We start from the raw sequence: 24,063 nt of genomic DNA, 5'->3' as shown, positions 1-24,063 counted from the left end.
GCTCGTGACGCCCGGATAGACGAAAAATACGGGCGTCGCGTACGGTTTAGAAACGTCGCAAATCGAGTGTCATCGGCAACTCATCGTTAATTTCCACAATCGGGACAGGAAGTTTCCCCGGCGTATGTCCGATGCGGAAAAAACGCGCCATCCGCCGGCTCTCAGCCTCGTTGGCATTGACCGGCAAACTGTCGTAATTGCGCCCGCCCGGATGGGCGACGTGGTACTGGCAACCACCCAGCGAACGCTGCATCCAGGTGTCGAGCAGGTCGAACACCAGCGGCGCATGGACCGGAATGGTCGGTTGCAGGCAGTTGGCCGGTTGCCACGCACGAAAACGCACGCCAGCGACGAATTCGCCTACACGTCCGGTCGGCTGCAATGGCACCGGTACGCCGTTGCAAGTCAGCAGATAACGCTGGGGCGGCAAGCCGTTGAGCTTGACCTGCAAACGCTCCAGCGACGAATCCACGTAACGCACCGTGCCACCCATGGCACCCTCTTCACCCAGCACGTGCCAGGGTTCGAGCGCCTGGCGCAGCTCCAGCGCAATACCACTGACGGCGTAATCGCCAACCTTGGGAAAACGAAACTCCAGATGCGCGGCGAACCATTCGGCCCGCACCGGATAACCGGCGGCGTTGAGGTCGACGATGACATCGGCAAAGTCTTGCTCGATAAAGTGCGGCAGCAGGAAGCGATCGTGCAGCTCCGTGCCCCAGCGCGCCAGTTTCGGCGGGGCATAGGGCTCGCGCCAGAACCGCGCAACCAGCGCCCGCAGCAACAATTGTTGCGCCAGGCTCATGCGCGCATGGGGAGGCATCTCGAACGCCCGCAGCTCCAGCAATCCGAGGCGCCCGGTGGCGCCGTCAGGGGAGTAGAGTTTGTCGATACAGAACTCGGCGCGATGGGTATTGCCGGTCACATCGATCAGCAGGTTGCGCAGCAGACGATCCACTAACCATGGCGGACATTCCTCCCCCGCTTCAGGCATCTGCGCGAAGGCAATTTCCAGTTCATACAAGGCATCGTTGCGCGCCTCGTCGACCCGCGGCGCCTGGGATGTCGGGCCGATGAACAATCCGGAAAACAGGTAGGACAACGACGGATGGTTGTGCCAGTAGCTGATCAGGCTGCGCAGCAGGTCCGGACGACGCAGAAACGGCGAGTCCCCCGGTGTCGCGCCGCCCAGCACGAAATGATTACCACCGCCCGTACCGGTATGCCGGCCGTCGATCATGAATTTCTCGGTGGTCAGCCGGGTCTGGCGAGCTTCCTCGTAGAGGAATTCGGTGCGCTCGACCAATTCATCCCAGGTCGCGGAAGGCTGCACGTTGACCTCGATCACCCCGGGATCGGGGGTGATGCGGAAATTGCTCAAGCGTGGATCACTCGGCGGTTCGTAGCCCTCCAGCAACACCGGGCACAGCAGTTCTTCGGCGGTGGCTTCGATGGCAGCGACCAGTTCGAGGTAATCCTCGACCCGCTCCAGCGGCGGCATGAACAGGTACAGCCGGCCTTCCCGCGCTTCAGCGCAGAAGGCGGTGCGGGTCAGCCAGTCGGCGGATTCGCCGAGCTTCGGGGCGCGGTCTTGCACCTGGGCAGCCTCGGTTTGGCTTTGCAGCTGCGCAGTGTCGGGCAGCGGCAGGAAGTCTTGATTCGGGTCTTGCGGATGAATGAACGGATACTCCGCCGCTTTCACCCACGGTTGCGAGCCCAGCGGCAAGCGATAGCCCAGCGGCGAATCTCCCGGCACCAATCGGCAATGCTCGTCACGCAGGTACCAGCGGCCGCTCTGCCATTGATCGCCCTTGGCAGTGCGCGCCAGTGGCAGGACCTGGCCAATCACCTTATCCAAGCCTTGGCTAAACACTTTGCGCAGACGCACACGCTCCAGCGGTTCTTCCAGACGCGAGTCTTCGGCGCTGACGTTCTGCGGCAACATCCCTTCGCGCCAGAGGTAATAGAAATTGTCTTCGTAGGCCGCAAACACAAAGCGTGTCGGAATCTTCAAACGCTCGGCGACACTCGCGAGAAAACGCCCGGCCAGTGCGCCATCCGCGCCGTAATCTTCCTGCTCGTCGGCGATCAACGCGCTGTTGTGCCAGACCGGCACGCCGTCACGGCGCCAGTAGCAATTGAGCGACCAGCGCGGCAGTTGCTCGCCGGGATACCACTTGCCCTGCCCGAAATGCACCAGCCCCTGGGGCGCATAGTGTTTACGCATGCGCTGGAACAGTTCGGCGGACAAGCGTCGTTTATCCGGCCCCAGCGCAGCGGTATTCCACTCGGCGCCGTCCGGATCATCGATGGACACGAAGGTCGGCTCACCGCCCATGGTCAGGCGCACATCGCCTTCGAGCAGGTCGGCATCGATCTGACGGCCCAGGGCCTGGATCGCCAGCCACTGGTCGTCGGTGTAGGGCTTGGTGACCCGCGGAGCTTCCCAAATCCGCTCCACGGACATTTCGTGGCTGAATTCGCACTCGCAGGGTTCCACCAGGCCACTGATCGGCGCCGCGGAAGATGGATCGGGACTACAGGCCAACGGAATATGTCCTTCACCGGCAAACAGCCCGGAAGTCGCATCCAGTCCGATCCAGCCGGCCCCAGGCAAGTACACCTCGCACCAGGCGTGCAGGTCGGTGAAATCCACGTCGGTACCGGATGGACCGTCGAGACTTTTGACGTCGGCGGTCAGCTGGATCAAGTAGCCCGACACGAAACGTGCCGCCAGCCCCAGGTTGCGCAGCAGTTGCACCAGCAACCACGCGGAATCGCGGCACGAACCGGAGGCCTGATCGAGGGTGTGTTCAGGCGTTTGTACCCCGGGCTCCATGCGGATCAGGTAGTCGATGTCTTCGCTCAGACGCTGGTTGAGCGCGACGAGAAAGTCCACGGCCGGCAACGGTGTGCGGTCGATGCCGTCCAGATAGGCCTTGAACTTCGGCGTCAGCGGCAACGTTTCCAGGTACGGCGCCAACTCCTTGCGCTCATCGGCGGCATAGGCGAAGGGGATTTTTTCCGCGTAGGGCTCTAGGAAGAAATCGAATGGATTGAAGATCGCCATCTCTGCCAGCAGATCGACCTCGATCCGCAGCTCTTCGGTTTTCTCCGGGAACACCAGCCGCGCCAGGTAGTTTCCCTGAGGGTCCTGCTGCCAGTTGATGAAGTGCTGCTCAGGGGAGACTTTCAGCGCATAGGATAGAATCCGCGTGCGGCTGTGGGCGGCGGGACGCAGGCGAACGATCTGCGGGCCGAGTTCGACAGCGCGGTCATAGCGGTAATGCGTGACGTGGTGCAATGCGACATGAATCGACACGGCGTGCCTCCTGCGAGCCTTGAGCGTATGAGAAAGCGCGCAAGACTTATGCCATCCAGCGGTGCTGGCGCTTTCTCCCGTTACAGGAGGCAGTACAGCACCAAAATCGGGCGATGCAGGGAAATGGTTTGGCGCTGGCGCACATAAATGTAGCGATCAACCAAAAATTGGTTGCCAGTTCCGGCCTCATCGCGAGTTCAGGCTCGCTCCTACAGGGGGAATGCATTTCATTGTAGGAGCGAGCCTGCTCGCGAACGGGCCTGTTGCCCCGATACACTTCTTGAATCCAGAAATGCAAAACGCCAACCCGAAGGTTGGCGTTCTGTTCAGCTCTAGCGCGGCTTAGCGCGGCACGACCGGCTTACGGGTCGGCTTTGGCCCTTTGCCTTTGGCCGCGTCCTTGCGCTCCTTGGCTGCCTGCTGGTTGCGGGCAAATGCCGCAGCCTTGGCCTGTTCGCGCTTGTCCCACGGGTTACCGCCATCGCTCGCGCGTGGTGGCAGGCCGGTGTGCTGGGTCAAGATCTTGGTGGTTTTTTCCCCTGCGACCTTGTGGCTGCCGGCCGGCGTCGAGTTCTTGCGACGGGCGCTCTGGTAGCTGTCGGTCGACGGCTGATGCAAAGGAATCAACTGGTTCTTGCCTGGCCCGATCAGGTCGGCGCGACCCATGCGGGTCAGGGCCTCACGCAGCATCGGCCAACCTTTCGGGTCGTGATAACGCAAGAACGCCTTGTGCAGACGACGCTGCTCTTCGCTCTTGACGATGGTCACCGCGTCACTCTTGTAGGTGACCTTGCGCAGCGGGTTCTTGCCCGAGTGGTACATCGCGGTGGCGGTGGCCATCGGCGACGGGTAGAACGCCTGCACCTGGTCGGCACGGAAGCCGTTGCCCTTGAGCCACAGGGCCAGGTTCATCATGTCTTCATCGGTGGTACCCGGGTGGGCAGCGATGAAGTACGGAATCAGGTACTGCTCCTTGCCCGCTTCCTTGGAGTACTTCTCGAACATGCGCTTGAACTTGTCATAGCTGCCGATGCCCGGTTTCATCATCTGGTTGAGCGGACCTTCCTCGGTGTGTTCCGGGGCGATCTTCAGGTAACCACCGACGTGGTGGGTTACCAGTTCCTTGACGTACTCCGGCGACTCGACCGCGAGGTCGTAGCGCAGGCCGGAAGCGATCAGGATCTTCTTCACACCCGGCAATTCACGGGCACTGCGATACAACTGGATCAGCGCCGAGTGGTCGGTGTTCAGGTTCGGACAGATGCCAGGGAATACGCACGATGGCTTGCGGCACGCGGATTCGATTTCCGGGCTTTTGCAGGCGATGCGGTACATGTTCGCGGTCGGGCCGCCGAGGTCGGAGATCACGCCGGTAAAACCGGGAACCTTGTCGCGAATTTCTTCGATTTCGCGAATGATCGACTCGTGGGAACGGTTCTGGATGATCCGGCCTTCGTGCTCGGTGATCGAGCAGAAAGTACAGCCGCCGAAGCAGCCACGCATGATGTTCACCGAGAAACGGATCATGTCGTAGGCCGGGATTTTTTCCTTGCCATACGCCGGGTGCGGAATGCGCGCATAAGGCATGCCGAACACGTAGTCCATTTCTTCAGTAGTCATCGGAATCGGTGGCGGGTTGAACCAGACATCGACTTCGCCATGCTTCTGTACCAGCGCACGGGCGTTGCCCGGGTTGGTTTCCAGGTGCAGCACGCGGTTGGCGTGGGCGTAGAGCACCGCATCGTTGCGGACCTTCTCCACCGACGGCAAACGGATCACGGTCTTGTCGCGGGTCATGCGCGGGCTGGCCAGGATCTGTACGACCTTGGCTTCCTGCGGATCCTCGACCGGACCTTTTTCCTGCTCGATGGCGCAGGCCTGGGTGTCCTGGGTGTTGACGTACGGGTTGATGATCTTGTCGATCTTGCCCGGACGGTCGATGCGCGTGGAATCGACTTCGTACCAGCCTTGCGGCGTGTCACGACGGATGAACGCGGTGCCGCGCACGTCGGTGATGTCTTCGATCTTGTGACCGTAGGACAGGCGCTGGGCGACTTCGACAATCGCACGCTCGGCGTTGCCGTAGAGCAGGATGTCGGCGCAGGCGTCGATCAGGATCGAGTTGCGCACCCGATCCTGCCAGTAATCGTAGTGGGCGATGCGGCGCAGGGACGCTTCGATGCCGCCGAGCACGATCGGTACGTGCTTGTAGGCTTCCTTGCAGCGCTGGCTGTAGACCAGGCTGGCGCGGTCCGGACGCTTGCCGGCCAGTCCACCCGGCGTGTAGGCATCGTCGGAACGGATTTTCTTGTCGGCGGTGTAGCGGTTGATCATCGAGTCCATGTTGCCGGCCGCGACACCGAAGAACAGGTTCGGCTCGCCGAGCTTCATGAAGTCGTCTTTGGACTGCCAGTTCGGCTGGGCAATGATCCCGACGCGGAAGCCCTGGGACTCCAGCAGCCGGCCGATGATCGCCATGCCGAACGACGGGTGATCGACGTAGGCATCGCCGGTGACGATGATGATGTCGCAGGAATCCCAGCCGAGCTGATCCATCTCCTCCCTGCTCATGGGCAGGAACGGCGCTGGCCCGAAACATTCGGCCCAGTACTTGGGATAGTCAAATAACGGCTTGGCTGCTTGCATGTCGATAACCGGTGTTGGCTTTCATTGAATTTCGCGGGCGCGGAATATAGCACAAATTTTGACCAATTCCGACGGCTGTGGTCGGAAATTGGTGGGAGCTGTTTTAGCACAGCTCCCTTGAGCAACACACAACCCCTGTGGCGAGGGGGCTTGCCCCCGTTCGGCTGCGAAGCAGTCGTAAATCAGCCGACTCGTTTCATCTGGAGAATGGCGACCGCAGGTTTTGGGGTCGCTTCGCAACCCAACGGGGGCAAGCCCCCTCACCACAGAGGCCCTGTATCAACAGTTACTCGTCGTCGTCGAAGTTATAGCTACCCGGCGCCAGATTCTCGAATCGGGTGTACTTGCCGATGAACGCCAGGCGGATAAAGCCGATCGGGCCGTTCCGCTGCTTGCCGATGATGATCTCGGCAATGCCCTTGTGCTCGGTTTCCGGGTGATACACCTCGTCGCGATACACGAACATGATCACGTCGGCGTCCTGCTCGATCGCTCCGGACTCCCGGAGGTCGGAGTTGATCGGACGTTTGTTCGGTCGCTGCTCGAGGGAACGGTTGAGCTGGGACAACGCCACCACCGGGCAGTTGAATTCCTTGGCCAGGGCTTTCAAGGAACGCGAGATTTCAGAAATCTCGTTGGTTCGGTTGTCGCCGCCGGAGCCTGGAATCTGCATCAACTGAAGGTAGTCGATCATGATCAGGCCGATGTCACCATGCTCACGCGCCAGACGCCGGGTACGCGCACGCATTTCCGACGGGCTGATACCGGCGGTGTCGTCGATGAACAGCTTGCGGTCATTGAGCAGGTTGACCGCCGAGGTCAGACGCGGCCAGTCGTCATCTTCCAACTGACCGGAACGTACCTTGGTCTGGTCGATCCGACCGAGAGACGACAGCATACGCATGACCAGCGATTCGCCTGGCATCTCGAGGGAATACACCAGAACCGCCTTGTCGCTGCGCAGTACGGCGTTTTCCACCAGGTTCATCGCGAACGTGGTTTTACCCATCGACGGACGACCGGCGACGATGATCAAGTCAGCCGGTTGCAGACCGCTGGTCTTCTCATCAAGGTCGGTGTAGCCAGTGGACAGTCCGGTAATGGCGTTGTCTGTGTTGAACAGCGTATCGATGCGATCGATGGCCTTGGTCAGCAAATCGTTCACACCCACCGGGCCACCGGTTTTCGGCCGGGCCTCGGCAATCGCGAAGATCTGGCGCTCGGCTTCGTCGAGGATTTCCTCGGCGGTGCGACCTTCCGGGTTGAAGGCGCTGTCGGCGATCTCGGTGCTGATGCCGATCAGTTGGCGCAACGTCGCACGCTGACGGACGATCTGCGCATAAGCCTTGATGTTGGCGACGGATGGCGTGTTTTTCGCCAATTCGCCGAGGTAACCGAGGCCACCCACCTGCGACGTCTGACCTTCCTTGTCCAGTTGTTCGGCAAGGGTCACGACGTCAATCGGAGAGTTCTGATCGGCCAGTTTGGCGATCGCACGGAAAATCAGACGGTGGTCATGTCGATAGAAATCGCCGTCGGAGACTTGATCGAGCACACGCTCCCAGGCGTTGTTGTCCAGCATCAGACCACCGAGTACAGCCTGTTCGGCCTCGATGGAATGCGGCGGCACTTTCAGCGCGGCGGTTTGCAGATCGTATTGCTCGGGAGCGGAAATTTCGTTCATGGCCACTTGAAATCAGAATTTAAAAACTGGGATGCCAGAAAGACAAAGGGCACGACCTGTAAACAGGATCGTGCCCGATGTTACCGGCAAGCACCCGAGGGTGCCAGCCGACAAGTGCTGCTTAAGCTGCTACCACGACAACGCGTACGGTGGCTTCAACTTCGGCGTGCAGGTGCACGGCTACGTCGAATTCGCCTACGTTGCGGATGGTGCCGTTCGGCAGACGAACTTCGCTCTTCTGCACTTCAACGCCGGAGGCGGTCAGTGCGTCAGCGATGTCGTGAGTACCGATCGAACCGAACAGCTTGCCTTCGTCGCCAGCGGTGGCAGTGATGGTCACTTCCAGCTCGGCCAGTTGGGCAGCGCGGCTTTCAGCCGATGCTTTGCGATCTGCTGCAGCTTTTTCCAGCTCAGCGCGACGCTCTTCGAACGCAGCCAGGTTGGCTGGGGTCGCAGCGGTAGCTTTGCCGTAAGGCAGCAGGTAGTTACGACCGTAACCAGCCTTAACGTTCACTTTGTCACCCAGGTTGCCCAGGTTGGTGACTTTTTCCAGAAGGATCAGTTGCATGTGAAAATCCTCTTAACTTTTAACCTTCACCGTTCGCGCTATCGGCATCTTTCGGTGCCGAACGACCGCGAAAATCAATCAGGCTGTCGACGATGGCCAGGACCACCAGCAACGGATAGATCAGCTGCATGAACAGCAACAGCGTCACGTACAACCCCACCAGCCAGAACCTGGCCAGTCGCTTCTGCGCCACCAGCCCGTGAATCAGGGCCAGCCCGGCGAACACCAGCGGTACGCTGCACAACGGCGTCAACATGGCCATCTGCGAACCGATGTTCGGCCCCAGAAGCATGCACGCCAGCAGCAACATCGCCGGCAACAGCGGGAAGCGGATGGCGCGAAACTCGCGACCAAAACCGCCCGGGTTGTACAACAACGCCTGCCAGTAGCGCCCGACAAGCAGGCTCAGCAAGCTGACGATTTGCAACAACGCCGCAATCAGGCCGGTCAGGACCGGTGCAATCAGGGACGCGAAACGCGCTTGTTCGTCTACCGACAACTTCTGGTAGACATCACCGAGTAGCGACGGCATGACTTTGATCAAAGCCTGCGCCAGCATCTCGATCTGGGGAGCAAAAGCTATCCCCAACACCACTGAAAACACCACTCCCATCGCTATGCTGACCAGCAGCACGCGGTTCCAGGACTCGCTTGCGCGCAAAACCAACGCAAGGCTCGCAGACCCCAGCAGCACCAGAAGTGCCCGTGGGTCGTCGGAGTACAGCCACCAGGCCAATGCCGGCAGCAGTCCCAGAGCAAGAACGCCCAGGGCGTCCCTCAATCCGCGCCGCAGGAGCACAAGGCATCCGGCGGCAGCACCCAACCAATACAACAACGGCATCGCCGCGCATCCAGCCACTACCAGAGTGGCCTGCATACGGCCGCGCATGATGAACTCAGCTATGGCCCGCATGCATTCAATCCTTTGCTACGTGTCGACTGCCCGGTCTCAGCGGCCGTGGCTGTCGGTGTAGGCCAGCAGGGCCAGGAAGCGGGCGCGCTTGATAGCGGTGGCCAGCTGACGCTGATAACGAGCTTTGGTACCGGTGATGCGGCTTGGAACAATTTTGCCGGTCTCGGATACGTAGGCTTTCAGAGTGTTGAGATCTTTGTAATCGATCTCTTTCACGTCTTCAGCGGTGAAGCGGCAGAATTTACGACGACGGAAGAAACGTGCCATTTGATAGGCTCCTTAAAAGGTCCGTGGATTACTCGTCAGCGTTATCGCTGTTGTCGCTGTCATCACTATCAGCGCTTTCAGCGCCTTCGTGCTCAGGACGGTCGCGACGCTCACGGCGCTCACTGCGGTTTTCTTCAGCCTTGAGCATCTCGGACTGGCCGGTAACGGCTTCGTCGCGACGGATGACCAGGTTACGGATCACTGCATCGTTGTAGCGGAAGTTGTCTTCCAGCTCGGCCAGGGCCTTGCCAGTGCACTCAACGTTCAGCATCACGTAGTGAGCCTTGTGAACATTGTTGATTGCGTAGGCCAGTTGACGACGGCCCCAATCTTCCAGACGGTGGATTTTGCCGCCGTCTTCTTCGATCAGCTTGGTGTAACGCTCAACCATGCCGCCGACTTGCTCGCTTTGATCCGGGTGGACCAAAAAGATGATTTCGTAATGACGCATGAATGCTCCTTACGGGTTGTAGCCTGCCGCTCAAAAGCGGTCAGACAAGGAGTGAATGACACTTATGGACTTGCGGACGCTAGACACGTTGGTGCCTGCCATCACAGCAAGGGGCGCAATTGTAGAGAAGGGACGAGGGAGGCGCAAGGTAATTGGTGATTATTTGAACAGCCCCAATTCGTGCCACACCACAAAACACTGTAGGAGCGAGCTTGCTCGCGAAGGTCGTCAACGATAACGCGGGGAAGCTGATACTCCGCGCTGATCTTGAGTCCTTCGCGAGCAAGCTCGCTCCTACAGTGGGTCGTGGGTGAATCAGGCTTTTTTGGCGGCTGCCTTGGCTTTGACACTGCGCTGGCGCTGCGCCTCAAACAGGCAAACGCCAGTCGCCACGGAAACGTTAAGACTGCTGACGCTACCGGCCATTGGCAGGTTCACCAGGTAGTCGCAATGCTCGCGGGTCAGGCGGCGCATGCCTTTGCCTTCGGCGCCCATGATCAGGATGGTCGGACCGGTCAGATCCTGGTCATACAGGCTGACTTCAGCTTCACCGGCCGTACCGACAACCCACAAACCACGCTGCTGGAGCTTTTCCAGGGTGCGCGCCAGGTTGGTCACGGCAACCAGTGGAATCACTTCCGCAGCACCGCAGGCAATTTTTCGTACAACCGGAGTCAGGGTCGCTGACTTGTCCTTCGGCACGATCACCGCCAGAGCACCCGCCGCATCGGCGGAGCGCAGGCAGGCGCCGAGGTTGTGCGGATCGGTCACGCCGTCGAGCACCAGCAACAACGGCGCACCGTCGGTGCGATCGAGCAGCTCGTCGAGCATCGCCTCGCCCCAGACCTGGCTAGGACTCACGTCCGCCACCACACCCTGGTGCACGCCTTCAACCCAGGCATCCATTTCGCGGCGCTCGGCCTGGCCGACCTGGACCCGGTTTTCGTTGGCCAGCTCGATCAGCACCTGGACCCGAGGATCATTGCGGCCTTCGGCCAACCAGATCTGCTTCACGCGTTTCGGGTGATGACGCAACAACGCTTCTACAGCGTGTACGCCGTAGATCTTTTCCAACTGACTCATGGTTTGGCCTTAGGTTTACGCGCCCCGCCACTCTTGGCTGGAGCCGAGCCCGCTTTTGGCGGGCCTTTACGATGTTTGCTCGGTTTGGCTGGCTTGCCGCCGACGGCCTTCTCAGGCGTCGACCGACTGGTCTTTCCCCCAGACGCCGCTTTACCGCCGCTCTTCGCACCGGCCAGCAACGCCTGTTTCATTTCACGGCTTTTGCGCACTTCGGCGTTTTTCGCTGCCGCATCGCTCGGGCGATAGGCTTCTACAGCCTTTTCCTTGGCAGGACGACGGCCGGTTTTCGCCGGGGCCGGCTCTGCGACTGTTTTTGTAGAGGGGGCCGCAGGTGCTGCCGCTTCCGTGCCACGCTTCTTGCGGCCGATCGGCGCACTGATGGTATTTTCAGCCATCTCGAAGTCGATCTTGCGCTCGTCGAGGTCGACGCGCATGACCCGCACTTCCACGGTGTCACCCAGGCGGAAGCTTCGACCGGTACGCTCACCGGCCAGGCGGTGATGCACAGGATCGAAGTGGTAGTAATCGCCCGGCAGCGCGGTGACGTGCACCAGGCCTTCGACGTAAATATCGGTCAGCTCGACGAACAGACCAAAACCGGTCACTGCAGTGATCACGCCTGGGAACGATTCGCCCACGCGATCCTTCATGAACTCGCACTTGAGCCAGTTCACCACGTCACGGGTCGCTTCGTCGGCACGGCGCTCGCTCATCGAGCACTGCTCGCCGAGTTGCTCCAGGGCCGCTTCGTCGTACGGATAGATGCGCGCTTTTGGAATGGTCATCGCACCGGCACGGCGAACGTGCGGGGTGTCCTGCTTCGAATGGATCACACTGCGAATCGCCCTGTGCGTGAGCAAGTCCGGGTAGCGGCGGATCGGCGAAGTGAAGTGGGTATAGGCTTCGTAATTCAGGCCGAAGTGGCCCTGGTTATCGGCGCTGTACACCGCCTGACTCAATGAACGCAGCATGACGGTCTGGATAAGGTGGAAATCCGGACGATCCTTGATACCGGCCAGCAGTGCCTGATAATCCTTTGGCGACGGACCGTCCTTGCCTTTGTGCAGCGACAGGCCGAGCTCGCCAAGGAAAGCACGCAGCTTTTCCAGACGCTCTGGTGGCGGACCATCGTGAACGCGATACAGCGCAGGGATTTCGTGCTTTTTCAGAAATTCGGCGGTGGCCACGTTGGCCGCCAGCATGCATTCCTCGATCAGCTTGTGCGCATCGTTACGAATGGTCGGACGGATTTCAGCGATCTTGCGCTCGGAACCGAAGATGATCCGGGTTTCCTGGGTTTCAAAATCGATTGCGCCACGCACATGACGGGCTGCCAGCAATACCTTGTACAGCGAGTACAGCTGCTTGAGGTGCGGTACGACGTCGGTGTACTCGCCACGCAGTTTGCGCGCCTCGGTAGCCTTCGGCGTTTCCAGCATCGCGCTGACCTTGTTGTAGGTCAGGCGCGCATGGGAGTGGATCACCGCTTCGTAGAAGCAGTAATCGGTCATCTCGCCGGATTTGGAGATGGTCATCTCGCAAACCATGGCCAGGCGATCGACCTGCGGGTTCAGCGAGCACAAACCGTTGGACAGCTGCTCAGGCAACATCGGAATCACGCGCTCGGGGAAGTACACCGAGTTGCCGCGAACCTGCGCTTCGGCATCCAGCGCCGAACCAAGCTTCACGTAGCTGGATACGTCGGCAATCGCCACGTACAGCTTCCAACCGCCGGAGAACAGACGCAGCTTGCCCGGACGGGCTTCGCAGTAGACCGCATCGTCGAAGTCGCGGGCATCTTCGCCGTCAATGGTAACGAACGGCAGATGACGCAGGTCGATGCGCTTCTCTTTGTCTTTCTCTTCGACTTCCGGCTTGAGCTTGCCGGCTTCCTTGAGCACGGCATCAGGCCAGACATGAGGAATATCGTAGGTGCGCAGGGCAACGTCGATTTCCATGCCCGGCGCCATGTAGTTGCCCACGACTTCAACCACGTCGCCTTGCGGCTGGAAGCGTGGTGTCGGCCAGTGAGTGATCTTCACTTCGACGAACTGACCGATCTGCGCGTTGGCGTTTCGACCCGGCGTGACCAGCACTTCCTGCTGGATCTTCGGATTGTCGGTAACGACAAAACCGATGCCGCCCTCTTCGAAATAGCGGCCGACGATGGTTTCGTGAGCGCGGGATACCACTTCGACGATCATGCCTTCGCGGCGACCACGACGATCCAGACCGGAAACACGGGCCAGGGCACGGTCACCGTCGAACACCAGACGCATCTGCGCCGGGCTCATGAACAGGTCATCACTGCCATCGTCCGGGACCAGGAAGCCGAAGCCGTCGCGGTGACCGCTGATGCGGCCCAGGATCAGGTCGAGCTTGTCCACCGGCGCATAAGTGCCGCGACGAGTGTAAATAAGCTGAGCATCGCGCTCCATGGCGCGCAGGCGGCGGCGCAGGGCTTCGATCTGGTCTTCTGTGGTCAGACCAAACTCTTCGACCAACTGCTCGCGGTTAGCAGGCGAACCTCGATCAGCAAGGTGCTGAAGGATCAGTTCACGGCTAGGAATAGGGTTTTCATATTTTTCCGCTTCACGAGCGGCCTCGGGATCGAGGGACTGCCAATCGGCCATTAGAGAGTTTTCACCTTGTCTATATGCGGGTTAGTTTGGCATAGGCGTAATGAAACGGGAAATTTCAGGCTAAGACGACCCATCTAAAGCCCTGTATCGACACTGCAAAGCTGTTTTGAAGACCACTGGCGAAATTTTTCAGGTTTTTTTGATTCCGGGGGTTTACAGTTAAAAAGACGCTCCGTATAGTGCGCGCCATCGACGACGGACAACGTTGCCGATACTGCCCAGATGGTGAAATTGGTAGACACGCCAGCTTCAGGTGCTGGTGACCGCAAGGTCGTGGAAGTTCGAGTCTTCTTCTGGGCACCAATTTCGAGCTTGAGATTAGATCAATTTCAAGGCTCACACAAAAACCCGCGAAAGCGGGTTTTTGCATTCTGGACGACTGGTTTATTAATTTTAAAATCAGGGGTTTACAGATCAAATCGCTCTCCGTATAGTGCGCCACATCAACAGCGGCAACGCTTGCGATGAATGCCCAGATGGTGAAATTGGTAGACACGCCAGCTTCAGGTGCTGGTGACCTTACGGTCGTGGAAGTTCGAGTCTTCTTCTGGGCACCAATTCAAATTCAAGGTTACGACCCTGAATTTCACAGAAACCCGCGAAAGCGGGTTTTTGCGTTTCTGACGCCTGAAAAACAACACGCCCCCTCTGTAGGAGCGAGCTTGCTCGCGATAATTTTCCAAACGACGCGATTCTCCAGTCAGTACGCATCATCGTTCACGCCCATCGCGAGCAAGCTCGCTCCTACAGGATTTATCGGCGCATTTGAGAAACAATATCGTTTATCATTGTTGCAAGTTTTTGCAATGCGACAGTGAGGAACCCTGCGAATGATGCTTCGAAATACCCTGCGCCGCGGCTTGACCATTACCCTGCTTGGCCTGGCACTTGCCTCTCCCCTCACCCAAGCCGCCGACCCGGTTTCCCTGACTCTCTACAACGGCCAACACAAAGAAGTCGGTGACGCGGTCGCCAAAGCCTTCGAAGCCAAAACCGGCATCCACGTCAACGTGCGCAAAGGTAGCAGCAACCAGCTCGCCAGCCAGGTCGTCGAAGAAGGCGATCGCTCCCCTGCCGACGTGATCTACACCGAAGAATCGCCTCCACTGAACAAACTTGGTGAACAAGGCCTGCTGGCCAAGGCGGATGACGCCACGCTGGCCGTTCTGCCCAAGGAATACGTCGCCAGCAATGGCACCTGGATTGGCGTGACTGCCCGGGTGCGCGTCGTTGCGTTCAACCCCAAACTGATCGACGAAAAAGATCTGCCGAAGTCTGTGATGGAGTTCTCCAATCCAAAATGGCAAGGCAAGGTCGGCTTTGTACCCACCAGTGGTGCCTTCCAGGAGCAAGCCGTTGCGATCATCAAGGTGCACGGCATGGACGCTGCAGAAGAATGGCTGACCGGGCTGCGCGCATTCGGTAAAACCTACAGCAACAACATGGTCGCGCTCAAAGCCGTGGAAAATGGCGAAGTGGCCACCGTACTGGTCAACAACTACTACTGGTTTGCCTTGCAGCGTGAAAAAGGCCAGCTCGATTCGAAACTGCATTATTTCACCGGCGGCGACGTCGGCGGGCTGATCACCGTTTCCAGCGCAGCGGTCCTGAAATCCAGCAAACACCCAAAAGAAGCACAGCAATTGCTCGCCTACATGGCCAGCGAGGAAGGCCAGCGCGTGATCACCCAGACCACCGCCGAATACCCGCTGCACAAAGGCATGGAATCTGATCGCGGGCTCAAGCCATTCAGCGAGCTGGAAGCACCGAAAGTCACGCCAGCCGACCTGGGTAATGCCGAAGAAGCCCTGGATCTGGAACGTGACGTTGGCCTGAACTGATGAGCGCATCGCTTTCCGCGCATGACGGGTACGTGCCACGGCGCAAGCGGCCGTCGATCTGGCTGGTCCTGCCGGTTTTGCTGCTGGTGGTGCTCAGCCTGCTGCCGTTGGCCTATGTCGGGCTCAAGGCTTGGCAAGCAGGCTGGGCCGAGGCGCTGCACTTGCTGTGGCGCCCCTATGTGTTCGGGCTGCTGCGCAATACTCTGGCGCTGATGGCCGGCGTAACGCTGGCCTGCGGCGTGATCGGCCTGTCGCTGGCGTGGTTGCTGGAGCGCAGCAATCTGCCAGGCCGGCGCCTGTGGGGCGTGATTCTGTGCCTGCCGTTCGCGGTACCGGCGTTTGTCAGCAGCTTCACCTGGGTTTCCTTGAGCGCGCATTTCGAAGGGCTCGGCGGGGCAATTCTGGTGATGACGCTCTCTAAATACCCGCTGATTTTCCTGCCGGTGGCGGCGACCCTGCGTAATCTCGACCCATCACTGGAGGAATCTGCGCGCACACTGGGACAGAACCGCTGGGGCGTATTCTTCAAGGTCACCCTACCCCTGCTCTGGCCGTCACTGCTCGCCGGTTCTTTGCTGATTGCCCTGCACATGCTGGTGGAGTTCGGCGCGCTGTCGATCATCGGCCTGCAAACCTTCACCACTGCGATCTATCAACAGTTCGAGCTGGAGTTCAGCAATGCCAACGCGGCGATGCTCTCCGCCGTGCTGCTGATGCTGTGCCTGGCGCTGTTGTGGCTGGAGCTGCGCGTGCGCGGCAAAGGTCGACACGTGCGCACCGGCCAGGGTGCCGCGCGACAGGCGGAGCAGGTTCAACTGGGGCCCTGGGCCGTGGCGGGACAGCTTTATTGCCTGCTGCTGGCAATCATCGGCAGCGGGATTCCGCTGGGCATGCTGGCGTACTGGTTGGCAGTGGGATCATCGGCAGCGTTTCCCGTGGCGGCAATCGGCGAAGCATTGCTGTCATCCCTCGCACTTTCGCTGGGTGGCGCCGCGGTTTGCCTGGTGCTGGCGGTGCCGGTCGGCCTGCTGGTCGTGCGCTACAAAGGTCAATTGGCGATCTGGGCCGAGCGCTTGCCGTACTTGCTACATGCCCTGCCGGGGCTGGTCATTGCCCTGACGCTGGTGTATTTCGCCCTGCACTATGTGCCGATGCTGTACCAGACCTCGGCACTGCTGCTGATCGCCTACGCCTTGCTGTTTCTGCCACTGGCCCAGGCGCCTATCCGCACCGCCCTGAACAAGGCGGCACCGCAACTGGAAGAGGCAGCACGCACACTCGGAGCCTCGTCTTTCAGCGCGTTCTGTCGAGTAACACTGCCGATCATTTTCCCGGCGCTGGGCGCGGCATTTGCGCTGGTGTTTCTGGATGCGATGAAGGAACTGACGGCGACCTTGCTGCTGAGCCCGACCGGGCTGAATACCCTGGCGACGGAAGTCTGGGCGCATACCGCGAATGTGGAGTTTGCAGCGGCGGCGCCTTATGCGGCGTTGTTGATTGTGGTGTCGGGATTGCCGGTCTATTTGCTGACGACCCGGATGTATCTGAGCCGCTGAAACCGCTTTCGCGAGCAAGCCTGCTCCCACATTGGCCCTTCGTGAACATCATATTTGTGTTCGGCAGAGGACCACTGTGGGAGGGGCCGGCACAGAAGACAGATCAAGCCCTGAACTGCCCCAGGCTCGCCTTCAACTGCGCCGCCAGGCCATCCAGCACTTTGCCGCTCGCCGTGGTCTCCACGACAGCTTGCGCTGCTTTCTCGGCCTGCGCGTGAATGGTCTGGACCCGCCCCCGCACTGCCTGCGCACCCTGCGCCTGATGCGCCGCAGCTTGGGTAGCCAGACCAATCGCCGCATGGACCTGCTCTACCGACGCCTGCACTGACTGCTGCAACCGCGCACTGTCACGCAGCACCAGCAAGCCCTCATTGGCCTGGCGCCCGGCCTGACCAATCGCCGCAACCGCCTCGCGCGCGCCTTGCTGCAGCGCAACGATGTGCGCCTGAATATCGCCGGTGGAGCTTTGCGTCTTGCTCGCCAGCGCCCGCACCTCATCGGCCACCACCGCGAACCCGCGCCCGGTCTCGCCGGCACGCGCCGCTTCAATAGCCGCGTTCAGCGCCAGCAGGTTTGTCTGCTCGGCGATGCCATGAATCACCGTCAACACCACTTCAATCTGCTCACTTTGCTGTGCCAGGCGCTCAATGACCTGCGCCCCGGTATCGACCTGACCGGCCAACGCCTCAATCAGGCTGCCGACCTTCGCCGAAGTTCGGGTGTTTTCATCAGTGGCCTGACGAATGTCCACCACCTGCTTAAGCGCAGCCTGCATGGCGTGGCTTTCCGACTGAGCCTCATCGGCCATTTGCGACAGCGCACGCAAACTCTCCGCCACCTCGTCACGCTGCATGCCAGCCGCCGCATCCGCGCCTGCGTTGCGCAAGGTCATGGCGCCAATTTCCACACCGGTACGCTGGGCCACATCGCCCGCCTCGCGCACGATCGGCTGCAACTTATCCACAAAGCGATTGACCGCTGAGGCCATGTCGCCGATTTCGTCCTTGCTGTTGATCTGCACACGCTTGGTCAGATCGCCCTCGCCCGCCGCCAGGTCATCCATGGCAACGATCAACATTTTCAGGCGATTGACCACTCGGCGACCGAGCACCACCGCCAACAACAGCAGAACACCAAAACCCACCACCGCCAGGCACACACCGATGCGCCAGCGCAAAGTCGCAGCCGCTTCCTGCACGGTACTGGTGGTGTTGGCTTTCATTTCAGCCGCCGTGGATTGCGCCGACTGCAGACGCGAGCGCATGGCTGTTGCGCTGTCAGCCGCCGCACCTTTGAGGCTGTCGCCCACCAGCTGATCACTGCTGGCGATCAACGCCGAGAAGCGCTTGTCGAGAGCCGCGAGATCAGTCTCCACCGAAGCGGTCGAGACCCCCATCAGGACCTTGCCGATTTCCACGCCATTGGGGTTGATCGACGCCTCGATATAGAAGACCGAAGGATCGTTCTTCGCCGCATCCAGCACCTTGTCGAGCGCCCGCTCGCCCTGGCCTTTTTCCAGCAGCGCCTTGTTGATCGGATTTTCCCGGTTGAGGTAGCGCGTCAGGTGCTGGCCAGTGGCATCGTCATACACCACGAACAGCACATTCGGATTGCGCTGGGCCCGGCGGGCGAATTCGGACAGTGTTGGAACGTCGTTGTCCCACATGGCGCGGGGCGCGACCGAAGCCAGAAGCTGCGCCATATCGCTGGCGGAATCCTTCAAGTCCTTTTCCAGGGTCGAACGCAATTGCGCCTGCTCTTCCTCAAGTCGCGAGGACAAACCGGCCGTGAGGCGCTGACGGGTACTGGTAGAGAGGCTGTCCAGACTGGACGTGACTTCGCGTCCTGCCTGCTCAAGCTCCGCGGAGAGCTTTTGGCTGTCCGCGCCCAGGCGCTTACCCAAATCGGCTTCCAGCGCGGTCACCGTGCTCCGGGTCAGAGCAACAGCTACCAGCACCTGCACCAAAAGGGCGATACCAAGGGTAACGAACACGGGCCGCAACAAACGGCTTTGTAACAGTGAGAGAACGGCCGACACTGTGAATCCCTCTACTTGGACGCCATTAAATTGATGGCATTCTTTTGAGAATATTTACAGCAAAGGTCATGCCGTCCTACAGACAAATACGACAAAGGCCCCGATAAAGGAGCCTTTGTGTTTTACATCAACGACTTATCAAGCAAACGGATGACGCAGAACGATGGTTTCGTTGCGATCCGGGCCCGTCGAAATAATGTCGATCGGCGCGCCGATCAGCTCTTCAACGCGCTTGATGTAAGCACGGGCGTTAGCCGGCAGCTCTTCCAGGGTTTTGGCACCCACGGTCGACTCGGTCCAGCCTGGCACTTCTTCGTACACAGGCTGCAGGCCCACGTAGCTGTCAGCATCAGTCGGAGCAACGGCATTGCCTTCCGCATCCTTGTAGCCGACGCAGATGTTGATGGTTTCCAGACCGTCGAGTACGTCCAGCTTGGTCAGGCAGATGCCCGAGATGCTGTTCACATCGATAGCGCGACGCAGGATAACGGCGTCGAACCAGCCACAACGACGAGCACGGCCGGTAGTCGCGCCGAACTCGTGACCTTGTTTAGCCAGGTGCGCACCGACTTCGTCGAACAGCTCCGTCGGGAATGGACCCGAACCTACACGCGTGGTGTAAGCCTTGGTAATGCCCAGGATGTAGTCCAGGAACATAGGGCCAACACCCGAACCGGTAGCAACGCCGCCAGCGGTGGTGTTAGAACTGGTCACGTACGGGTAGGTACCGTGGTCAATGTCCAGCAGGGAGCCTTGGGCGCCTTCGAACATGATGTCTTTGCCAGCGCGACGCAGGTCGTGCAGCTCGGCAGTCACGTCCAGCATCAGCGGCTTGAGCAGCTCAGCGTATTCTTTGCATTCGGCCAGGGTCTTGTCGAATTCGATGGCTGGCTCTTTGTAGTAACCCACCAGCATGAAGTTGTGGTAATCCACCAGCTCACGCAGCTTGTCTTCAAAGCGCGGCATGTTGAGCAGGTCGCCCACACGCAGGCCACGACGTGCAACCTTGTCTTCGTAGGCCGGGCCAATGCCGCGACCGGTAGTACCGATCTTCAGCTCGCCACGGGCCTTTTCACGGGCCTGGTCCAGCGCAACGTGGAAGGACAGGATCAGCGGGCAGGACGGGCTGATACGCAGGCGCTCGCGCACCGGCACACCTTTTTCTTCCAGCTTGGTGATCTCGCGCAGCAGGGCGTCAGGTGCGACCACCACGCCGTTGCCGATCAGGCACTGAACGCCTTCGCGCAGCACGCCCGACGGGATCAGGTGCAAGACGGTTTTTTCGCCGTCGATCACCAGCGTGTGACCCGCGTTGTGGCCACCCTGGTAGCGCACTACGGCGGCAGCATGTTCGGTCAGCAGATCAACGATCTTGCCTTTGCCCTCATCACCCCATTGGGTGCCCAGGACTACGACATTCTTACCCATAACACTTGTCCTCATTCGCGCAAACTTGGTGCCGGCGGCAGCCGGCGGGAAAACTCAAGAAGCCAGTGGCGATACTTGCCAAAGCCCGTTCTGCTGAATCAATTGCCGGTCGCAGTCCGCTTCACGGGCGGCGGCCAAAGGTTGTCCAGGCAAGGCCTGAACGACACGCTGACCCTCACTGCGCAACTGGCAAACCTGCTGCCAGAGTGCCGCATCCGTACTGTCAGGCATCCAGATACCGCCAGACGGTAGCTCGATCTCAGCACGCCCCAGGGTCACCAGGGTTTTCAAATCGGTAGAGAAGCCGGTTGCCGGACGGGCGCGACCGAAGTCGGCGCCGATGTCGTCGTAACGACCGCCCTGGGCAATGGACTGGCCAACACCCGGCACGAACACGGCGAACACCACACCGGTGTGGTAGTGGTAGCCACGCAGCTCGCCCAGGTCGAAGTACAACGGCAGCTCTGGGAAACGCACGGACAGCCGCTCGGCAATCGCCAGCAAGTCGTCCAGCGCTGCCAGTACAGGGGCCGGCGCCTTGGCCAGACGCTCGCGGGCAGCACTCAATACTTCACGGCCACCACACAGATCGACTAACGCACGCAACATGCCCGACAGATCGGCAGGCAAGCCTTCGGTCAAGGTAATGACCTCGTCGATGGCCTTGCGTTGCAAGGCATCGAACAACTGCTGCTCGACTTCACCGGACAAACCAGCCGCGCGGGCCAGGCCACGGTAGATACCGACATGACCGAGGTCCATGTGCACATCCGGCACATCGGCCAGTTGCAGCATGGCCAGCATCAGGCTGATGACTTCGACGTCGCTGCTTGGGCTACCGTCGCCGTACAGCTCGGCACCCAGTTGAATCGGGCTACGCGAGGACGACAAGGCGCGAGGCTGGGCATGCAGCACGCTACCGGCATAGCACAGGCGGCTCGGACCTTCCCGGCGCAGGGTATGCGCATCGATGCGCGCCACTTGCGGCGTGATGTCGGCCCGGAAACCCATCTGCCGACCCGATTGCGGGTCGATGACCTTGAAGGTGCGCAGATCCAGATCCTGGCCTGCGCCAGTCAGCAGGGATTCCAGGTACTCGATATGGGGAGTCACGACAAACTCGTAACCCCAGCTCTGGAACAGATCCAACACCTGACGACGCGCGACTTCAATACGCGCAGCTTCCGGTGGCAGTACTTCTTCGATGCCATCTGGCAGAAGCCAGCGGTCTACCGTTGCCATTACGCCTTCCCCTATCTCCGGGCAGCCAGCCAGTCGGCGAGCCTTGAGTGAAGCAGAAAATGATCGGCTTATGCACAAACCACGCGCATGAGCGACGAAGCGAAAAGCCTTTTACCGGCTTCGCCAACCACTTTCCTCGAAAAACTGTCGAGCCAATGGCCCGGCATCTGCTCAAATACAGCAATCAAACGTGCAGACGCAAAAAAGCCGGGAATTTCCCGGCTGCCGCATCATACACACGTTTTCCCAAAGGATCACCCCGCCAGAGCTTTTAGCCGCCCGGCGGAGTGATTCAGGTCAACGCCGTATCAAGGCTTGGCTTTTTCCAGGTAGTGGAAGAAGTCACTGCTTGGGTCGAGGACCATAACGTCGGATTTGTTCGCGAAGCTTTCACGGTAGGCACGCAGGCTACGGTAGAACGCGTAGAACTCCTGATCCTGACCGTAGGCCTTGGAATAGATAGCAGCGGCCTGGGCATCGCCATCACCGCGAACCTCTTCGGATTCACGATAGGCTTCAGCCAGCAGCACGCGGCGTTGACGATCGGCGTCGGCACGGATGCCTTCGGCCAGCTCGTTACCCTTGGCGCGGTGCTCGCGAGCTTCACGCTCACGCTCGGTGCTCATACGCTCGAACACACTGCGGTTCACTTCTTTCGGCAGGTCGATAGTCTTGACCCGGACATCGACAACTTCGATGCCCAACTCTTTCTCGGCCATCTTGTTCAGCGAAGCCGTGATATCCGCCATCAGCGCATCGCGCTCACCAGAGACCACTTCGTGCAGGGTGCGCTTACCGAACTGGTCACGTAGACCCGACTCCAGACGACGGGACAGACGCTCGTCGGCGATCTGCTTGAGGCCGGAAGTCGCGGTGTAGTAACGCTCTGCGTCCTTCACACGCCACTTGGCGTAGGCATCGACCATCACGGCTTTCTTTTCCAGCGTCAGGAAGCGCTGTGTCGGTGCATCCAGCGTCATCAGGCGTGCGTCGAATTTACGCACCTGGTTAACGTAAGGCACTTTCACATGCAGGCCTGGCTGAACATCGGCCTGAACCACGCGACCGAACTGCAGCAACACCGCACGCTCGGTCTGAGCCACGATGTAGAAGCAGTTCCAGGCAGCGATCGCCACGACGACGCCGACAATAAGGGCGATCAGCGATTTATTGCTCATCAGCGACTCTCCCTGGTACGTGCTTGCTGTTGCTGCAGGTCTGCTGCCGCACGCGCATTCGCTTCATTGCTGGAGGCTGCCGAACTGCTTATCGGAGCACTGACGCTGCGACCACTTTCGACCATCTTGTCCAGCGGCAGGTACAGCAGGTTGCTCTGGCCGTTCTTGTTGCCGGTCACGAGTACCTTGCTGGTGTTGCTGAAGACTTCCTGCATGGTGTCCAGGTACAGACGCTGGCGGGTAACTTCAGGAGCCTTGCGGTACTCGGCGACCAGTTTGGTGAAGCGATCGGCCTCACCCTTGGCGCGCGAGACGGTCTCGTCACGGTAACCATTGGCATCCTCAAGGATGCGCTGGGCCTGACCACGGGCTTCCGGCACGACGCCGTTGGCATAGGTTTCGGCCTGGTTGCGCGAACGCTGTTCGTCTTCCCGGGCACGGATCACGTCATCGAAGGCTTCCTGGACTTCACGCGGTGCCGCTGCGCTCTGAACGTTCACCTGGGTGACGGTGATACCGGTGCGATAGGTATCCATGAAGCGTTGCAGACGCTCCTTGATCTCGCTGGCCATCAACTCACGACCTTCAGTCAGTACCTGGTCCATCGCGGTGGAACCCACCACATGGCGCAAGGCGCTGTCGGTCGCATGCTGCAGGCTGATTTCCGGCTGATCGACGCTCAGCACGAAGTCCTGCAGGTTGCTGATCTTGTACTGCACGGTCAGCGGCACTTCGACGATGTTTTCGTCTTCAGTCAGCATCTGGCCCTGCTTGGTGTAGGCACGCTCACGCGTGACGTTTTCCATGTACTTCTTGTCGATCGGCGGGAAATAGATATTCAGGCCCGGACCCACGGTTTCGTAGTACTTGCCGAAGCGCAGCACCACGGCTTGCTCCTGCTCGTCGACGACATAAACCGCGCTGTACAGCCAAACGGCGGCCAGCACGACCAGACCGATGCCGAGCAGGCCGCCAAAGCCGCCACTCTTGCCCGGACCACCGCCGTCGTCGCCACCACGTTTCTTACCACCACCGAACAAACCGTTCAGGCTTTCCTGCAGCTTTCGGAAGGCCTCGTCGAGATCCGGTGGTCCCTTGCGGTCGCCGTTGTTACGACGCTTGCCACCCCAAGGATCCTGATTATTCGAGTTGCCACCCGGCTCATTCCAAGCCATAGCGCTCTCCATCTGATAAAGCAAAGACG

Annotated in this window: 16 protein-coding genes and 2 tRNA genes; 4 read left to right on the top strand and 14 right to left on the bottom strand. The window is 60.0% G+C overall.

Going from position 1 to position 24,063, the window contains the following annotated elements; genetic code table 11:
• Positions 1-46 precede the first annotated feature (46 nt).
• The 9 genes from B0D71_RS25190 to rnr form a co-directional block, all read right to left on the bottom strand.
• Positions 47-3,322: a transglutaminase family protein gene (locus tag B0D71_RS25190; RefSeq protein ID WP_103397118.1), complete on the bottom strand. Its 3,276-nt coding sequence runs from the start codon at positions 3,320-3,322 to the stop codon at positions 47-49.
• Positions 3,323-3,664: 342 nt separating this feature from the next.
• Positions 3,665-5,968: a YgiQ family radical SAM protein gene (locus B0D71_RS25185; RefSeq protein ID WP_103397117.1), complete on the bottom strand. Its 2,304-nt coding sequence runs from the start codon at positions 5,966-5,968 to the stop codon at positions 3,665-3,667.
• Positions 5,969-6,254: 286 nt separating this feature from the next.
• Positions 6,255-7,652 carry a replicative DNA helicase gene (gene dnaB, locus B0D71_RS25180; protein WP_034149637.1) on the bottom strand — a complete coding sequence of 466 codons (1,398 nt, stop codon included), beginning with the start codon at positions 7,650-7,652 and terminating at the stop codon, positions 6,255-6,257.
• Positions 7,653-7,773: 121 nt separating this feature from the next.
• Positions 7,774-8,220, bottom strand: coding sequence for a 50S ribosomal protein L9 (rplI, locus tag B0D71_RS25175; protein WP_007973276.1), 447 nt, complete (start codon positions 8,218-8,220; stop codon positions 7,774-7,776).
• Between the two features lie 19 nt (positions 8,221-8,239).
• Complete coding sequence (locus B0D71_RS25170) at positions 8,240-9,133, bottom strand: YybS family protein (RefSeq protein ID WP_103397116.1); 894 nt, start codon at positions 9,131-9,133, stop codon at positions 8,240-8,242.
• Between the two features lie 36 nt (positions 9,134-9,169).
• Positions 9,170-9,400: a 30S ribosomal protein S18 gene (rpsR, locus tag B0D71_RS25165; protein ID WP_002551829.1), complete on the bottom strand. Its 231-nt coding sequence runs from the start codon at positions 9,398-9,400 to the stop codon at positions 9,170-9,172.
• A 28-nt stretch (positions 9,401-9,428) separates the two neighbouring features.
• Positions 9,429-9,851 (bottom strand): 30S ribosomal protein S6, encoded by a 423-nt coding sequence (rpsF, locus tag B0D71_RS25160; RefSeq protein WP_008048087.1) that lies wholly within the window; start codon positions 9,849-9,851, stop codon positions 9,429-9,431.
• Between the two features lie 315 nt (positions 9,852-10,166).
• Entirely contained in the window at positions 10,167-10,934 is a 768-nt protein-coding gene (gene rlmB, locus B0D71_RS25155) for a 23S rRNA (guanosine(2251)-2'-O)-methyltransferase RlmB (protein WP_103397115.1), read from the bottom strand.
• Entirely contained in the window at positions 10,931-13,567 is a 2,637-nt protein-coding gene (gene rnr, locus B0D71_RS25150; RefSeq protein ID WP_103397114.1) for a ribonuclease R, read from the bottom strand. The genes rlmB and rnr overlap by 4 nt, the downstream gene beginning before the upstream one ends.
• A gap of 225 nt (positions 13,568-13,792) precedes the next feature.
• Between rnr and B0D71_RS25145 the strand changes: the two genes are divergently transcribed.
• The 4 genes from B0D71_RS25145 to B0D71_RS25130 all read left to right on the top strand — a co-directional run bounded on the left by B0D71_RS25145 (position 13,793) and on the right by B0D71_RS25130 (position 16,973).
• A tRNA-Leu gene (locus tag B0D71_RS25145) sits at positions 13,793-13,879 on the top strand.
• Positions 13,880-14,046: 167 nt separating this feature from the next.
• A tRNA-Leu gene (locus B0D71_RS25140) sits at positions 14,047-14,133 on the top strand.
• A gap of 273 nt (positions 14,134-14,406) precedes the next feature.
• Positions 14,407-15,417: an extracellular solute-binding protein gene (locus tag B0D71_RS25135; protein WP_103397113.1), complete on the top strand. Its 1,011-nt coding sequence runs from the start codon at positions 14,407-14,409 to the stop codon at positions 15,415-15,417.
• Positions 15,417-16,973, top strand: coding sequence for an ABC transporter permease (locus B0D71_RS25130; protein WP_103397112.1), 1,557 nt, complete (start codon positions 15,417-15,419; stop codon positions 16,971-16,973). The genes B0D71_RS25135 and B0D71_RS25130 overlap by 1 nt, the downstream gene beginning before the upstream one ends.
• A gap of 103 nt (positions 16,974-17,076) precedes the next feature.
• On the opposite strand, the gene B0D71_RS25125 is transcribed toward B0D71_RS25130, so the two are convergent.
• From B0D71_RS25125 to hflK, 5 genes are all read right to left on the bottom strand, one after another.
• Entirely contained in the window at positions 17,077-19,011 is a 1,935-nt protein-coding gene (locus tag B0D71_RS25125) for a methyl-accepting chemotaxis protein (RefSeq protein ID WP_103397111.1), read from the bottom strand.
• Between the two features lie 138 nt (positions 19,012-19,149).
• Entirely contained in the window at positions 19,150-20,439 is a 1,290-nt protein-coding gene (locus B0D71_RS25120; protein WP_046819834.1) for an adenylosuccinate synthase, read from the bottom strand.
• Positions 20,440-20,493: 54 nt separating this feature from the next.
• Positions 20,494-21,681 (bottom strand): ATP phosphoribosyltransferase regulatory subunit, encoded by a 1,188-nt coding sequence (locus B0D71_RS25115; RefSeq protein ID WP_008048076.1) that lies wholly within the window; start codon positions 21,679-21,681, stop codon positions 20,494-20,496.
• A gap of 308 nt (positions 21,682-21,989) precedes the next feature.
• Positions 21,990-22,859 carry a protease modulator HflC gene (hflC, locus tag B0D71_RS25110; RefSeq protein ID WP_103397110.1) on the bottom strand — a complete coding sequence of 290 codons (870 nt, stop codon included), beginning with the start codon at positions 22,857-22,859 and terminating at the stop codon, positions 21,990-21,992.
• On the bottom strand, positions 22,859-24,034 hold the full coding sequence (gene hflK / locus B0D71_RS25105; RefSeq protein WP_103397109.1) for an FtsH protease activity modulator HflK: 1,176 nt from the start codon (positions 24,032-24,034) through the stop codon (positions 22,859-22,861). Before hflK ends, hflC begins: the two co-directional genes overlap by 1 nt.
• Positions 24,035-24,063 lie beyond the last annotated feature (29 nt).

The sequence above is a fragment of the Pseudomonas laurylsulfativorans genome (assembly GCF_002906155.1).
Classification (GTDB): Bacteria; Pseudomonadota; Gammaproteobacteria; order Pseudomonadales; family Pseudomonadaceae; genus Aquipseudomonas; species Aquipseudomonas laurylsulfativorans.
The sequence above is the reverse complement of the archived record's forward strand: the minus strand, read 5'-3'. Positions and strand labels throughout refer to the sequence as shown.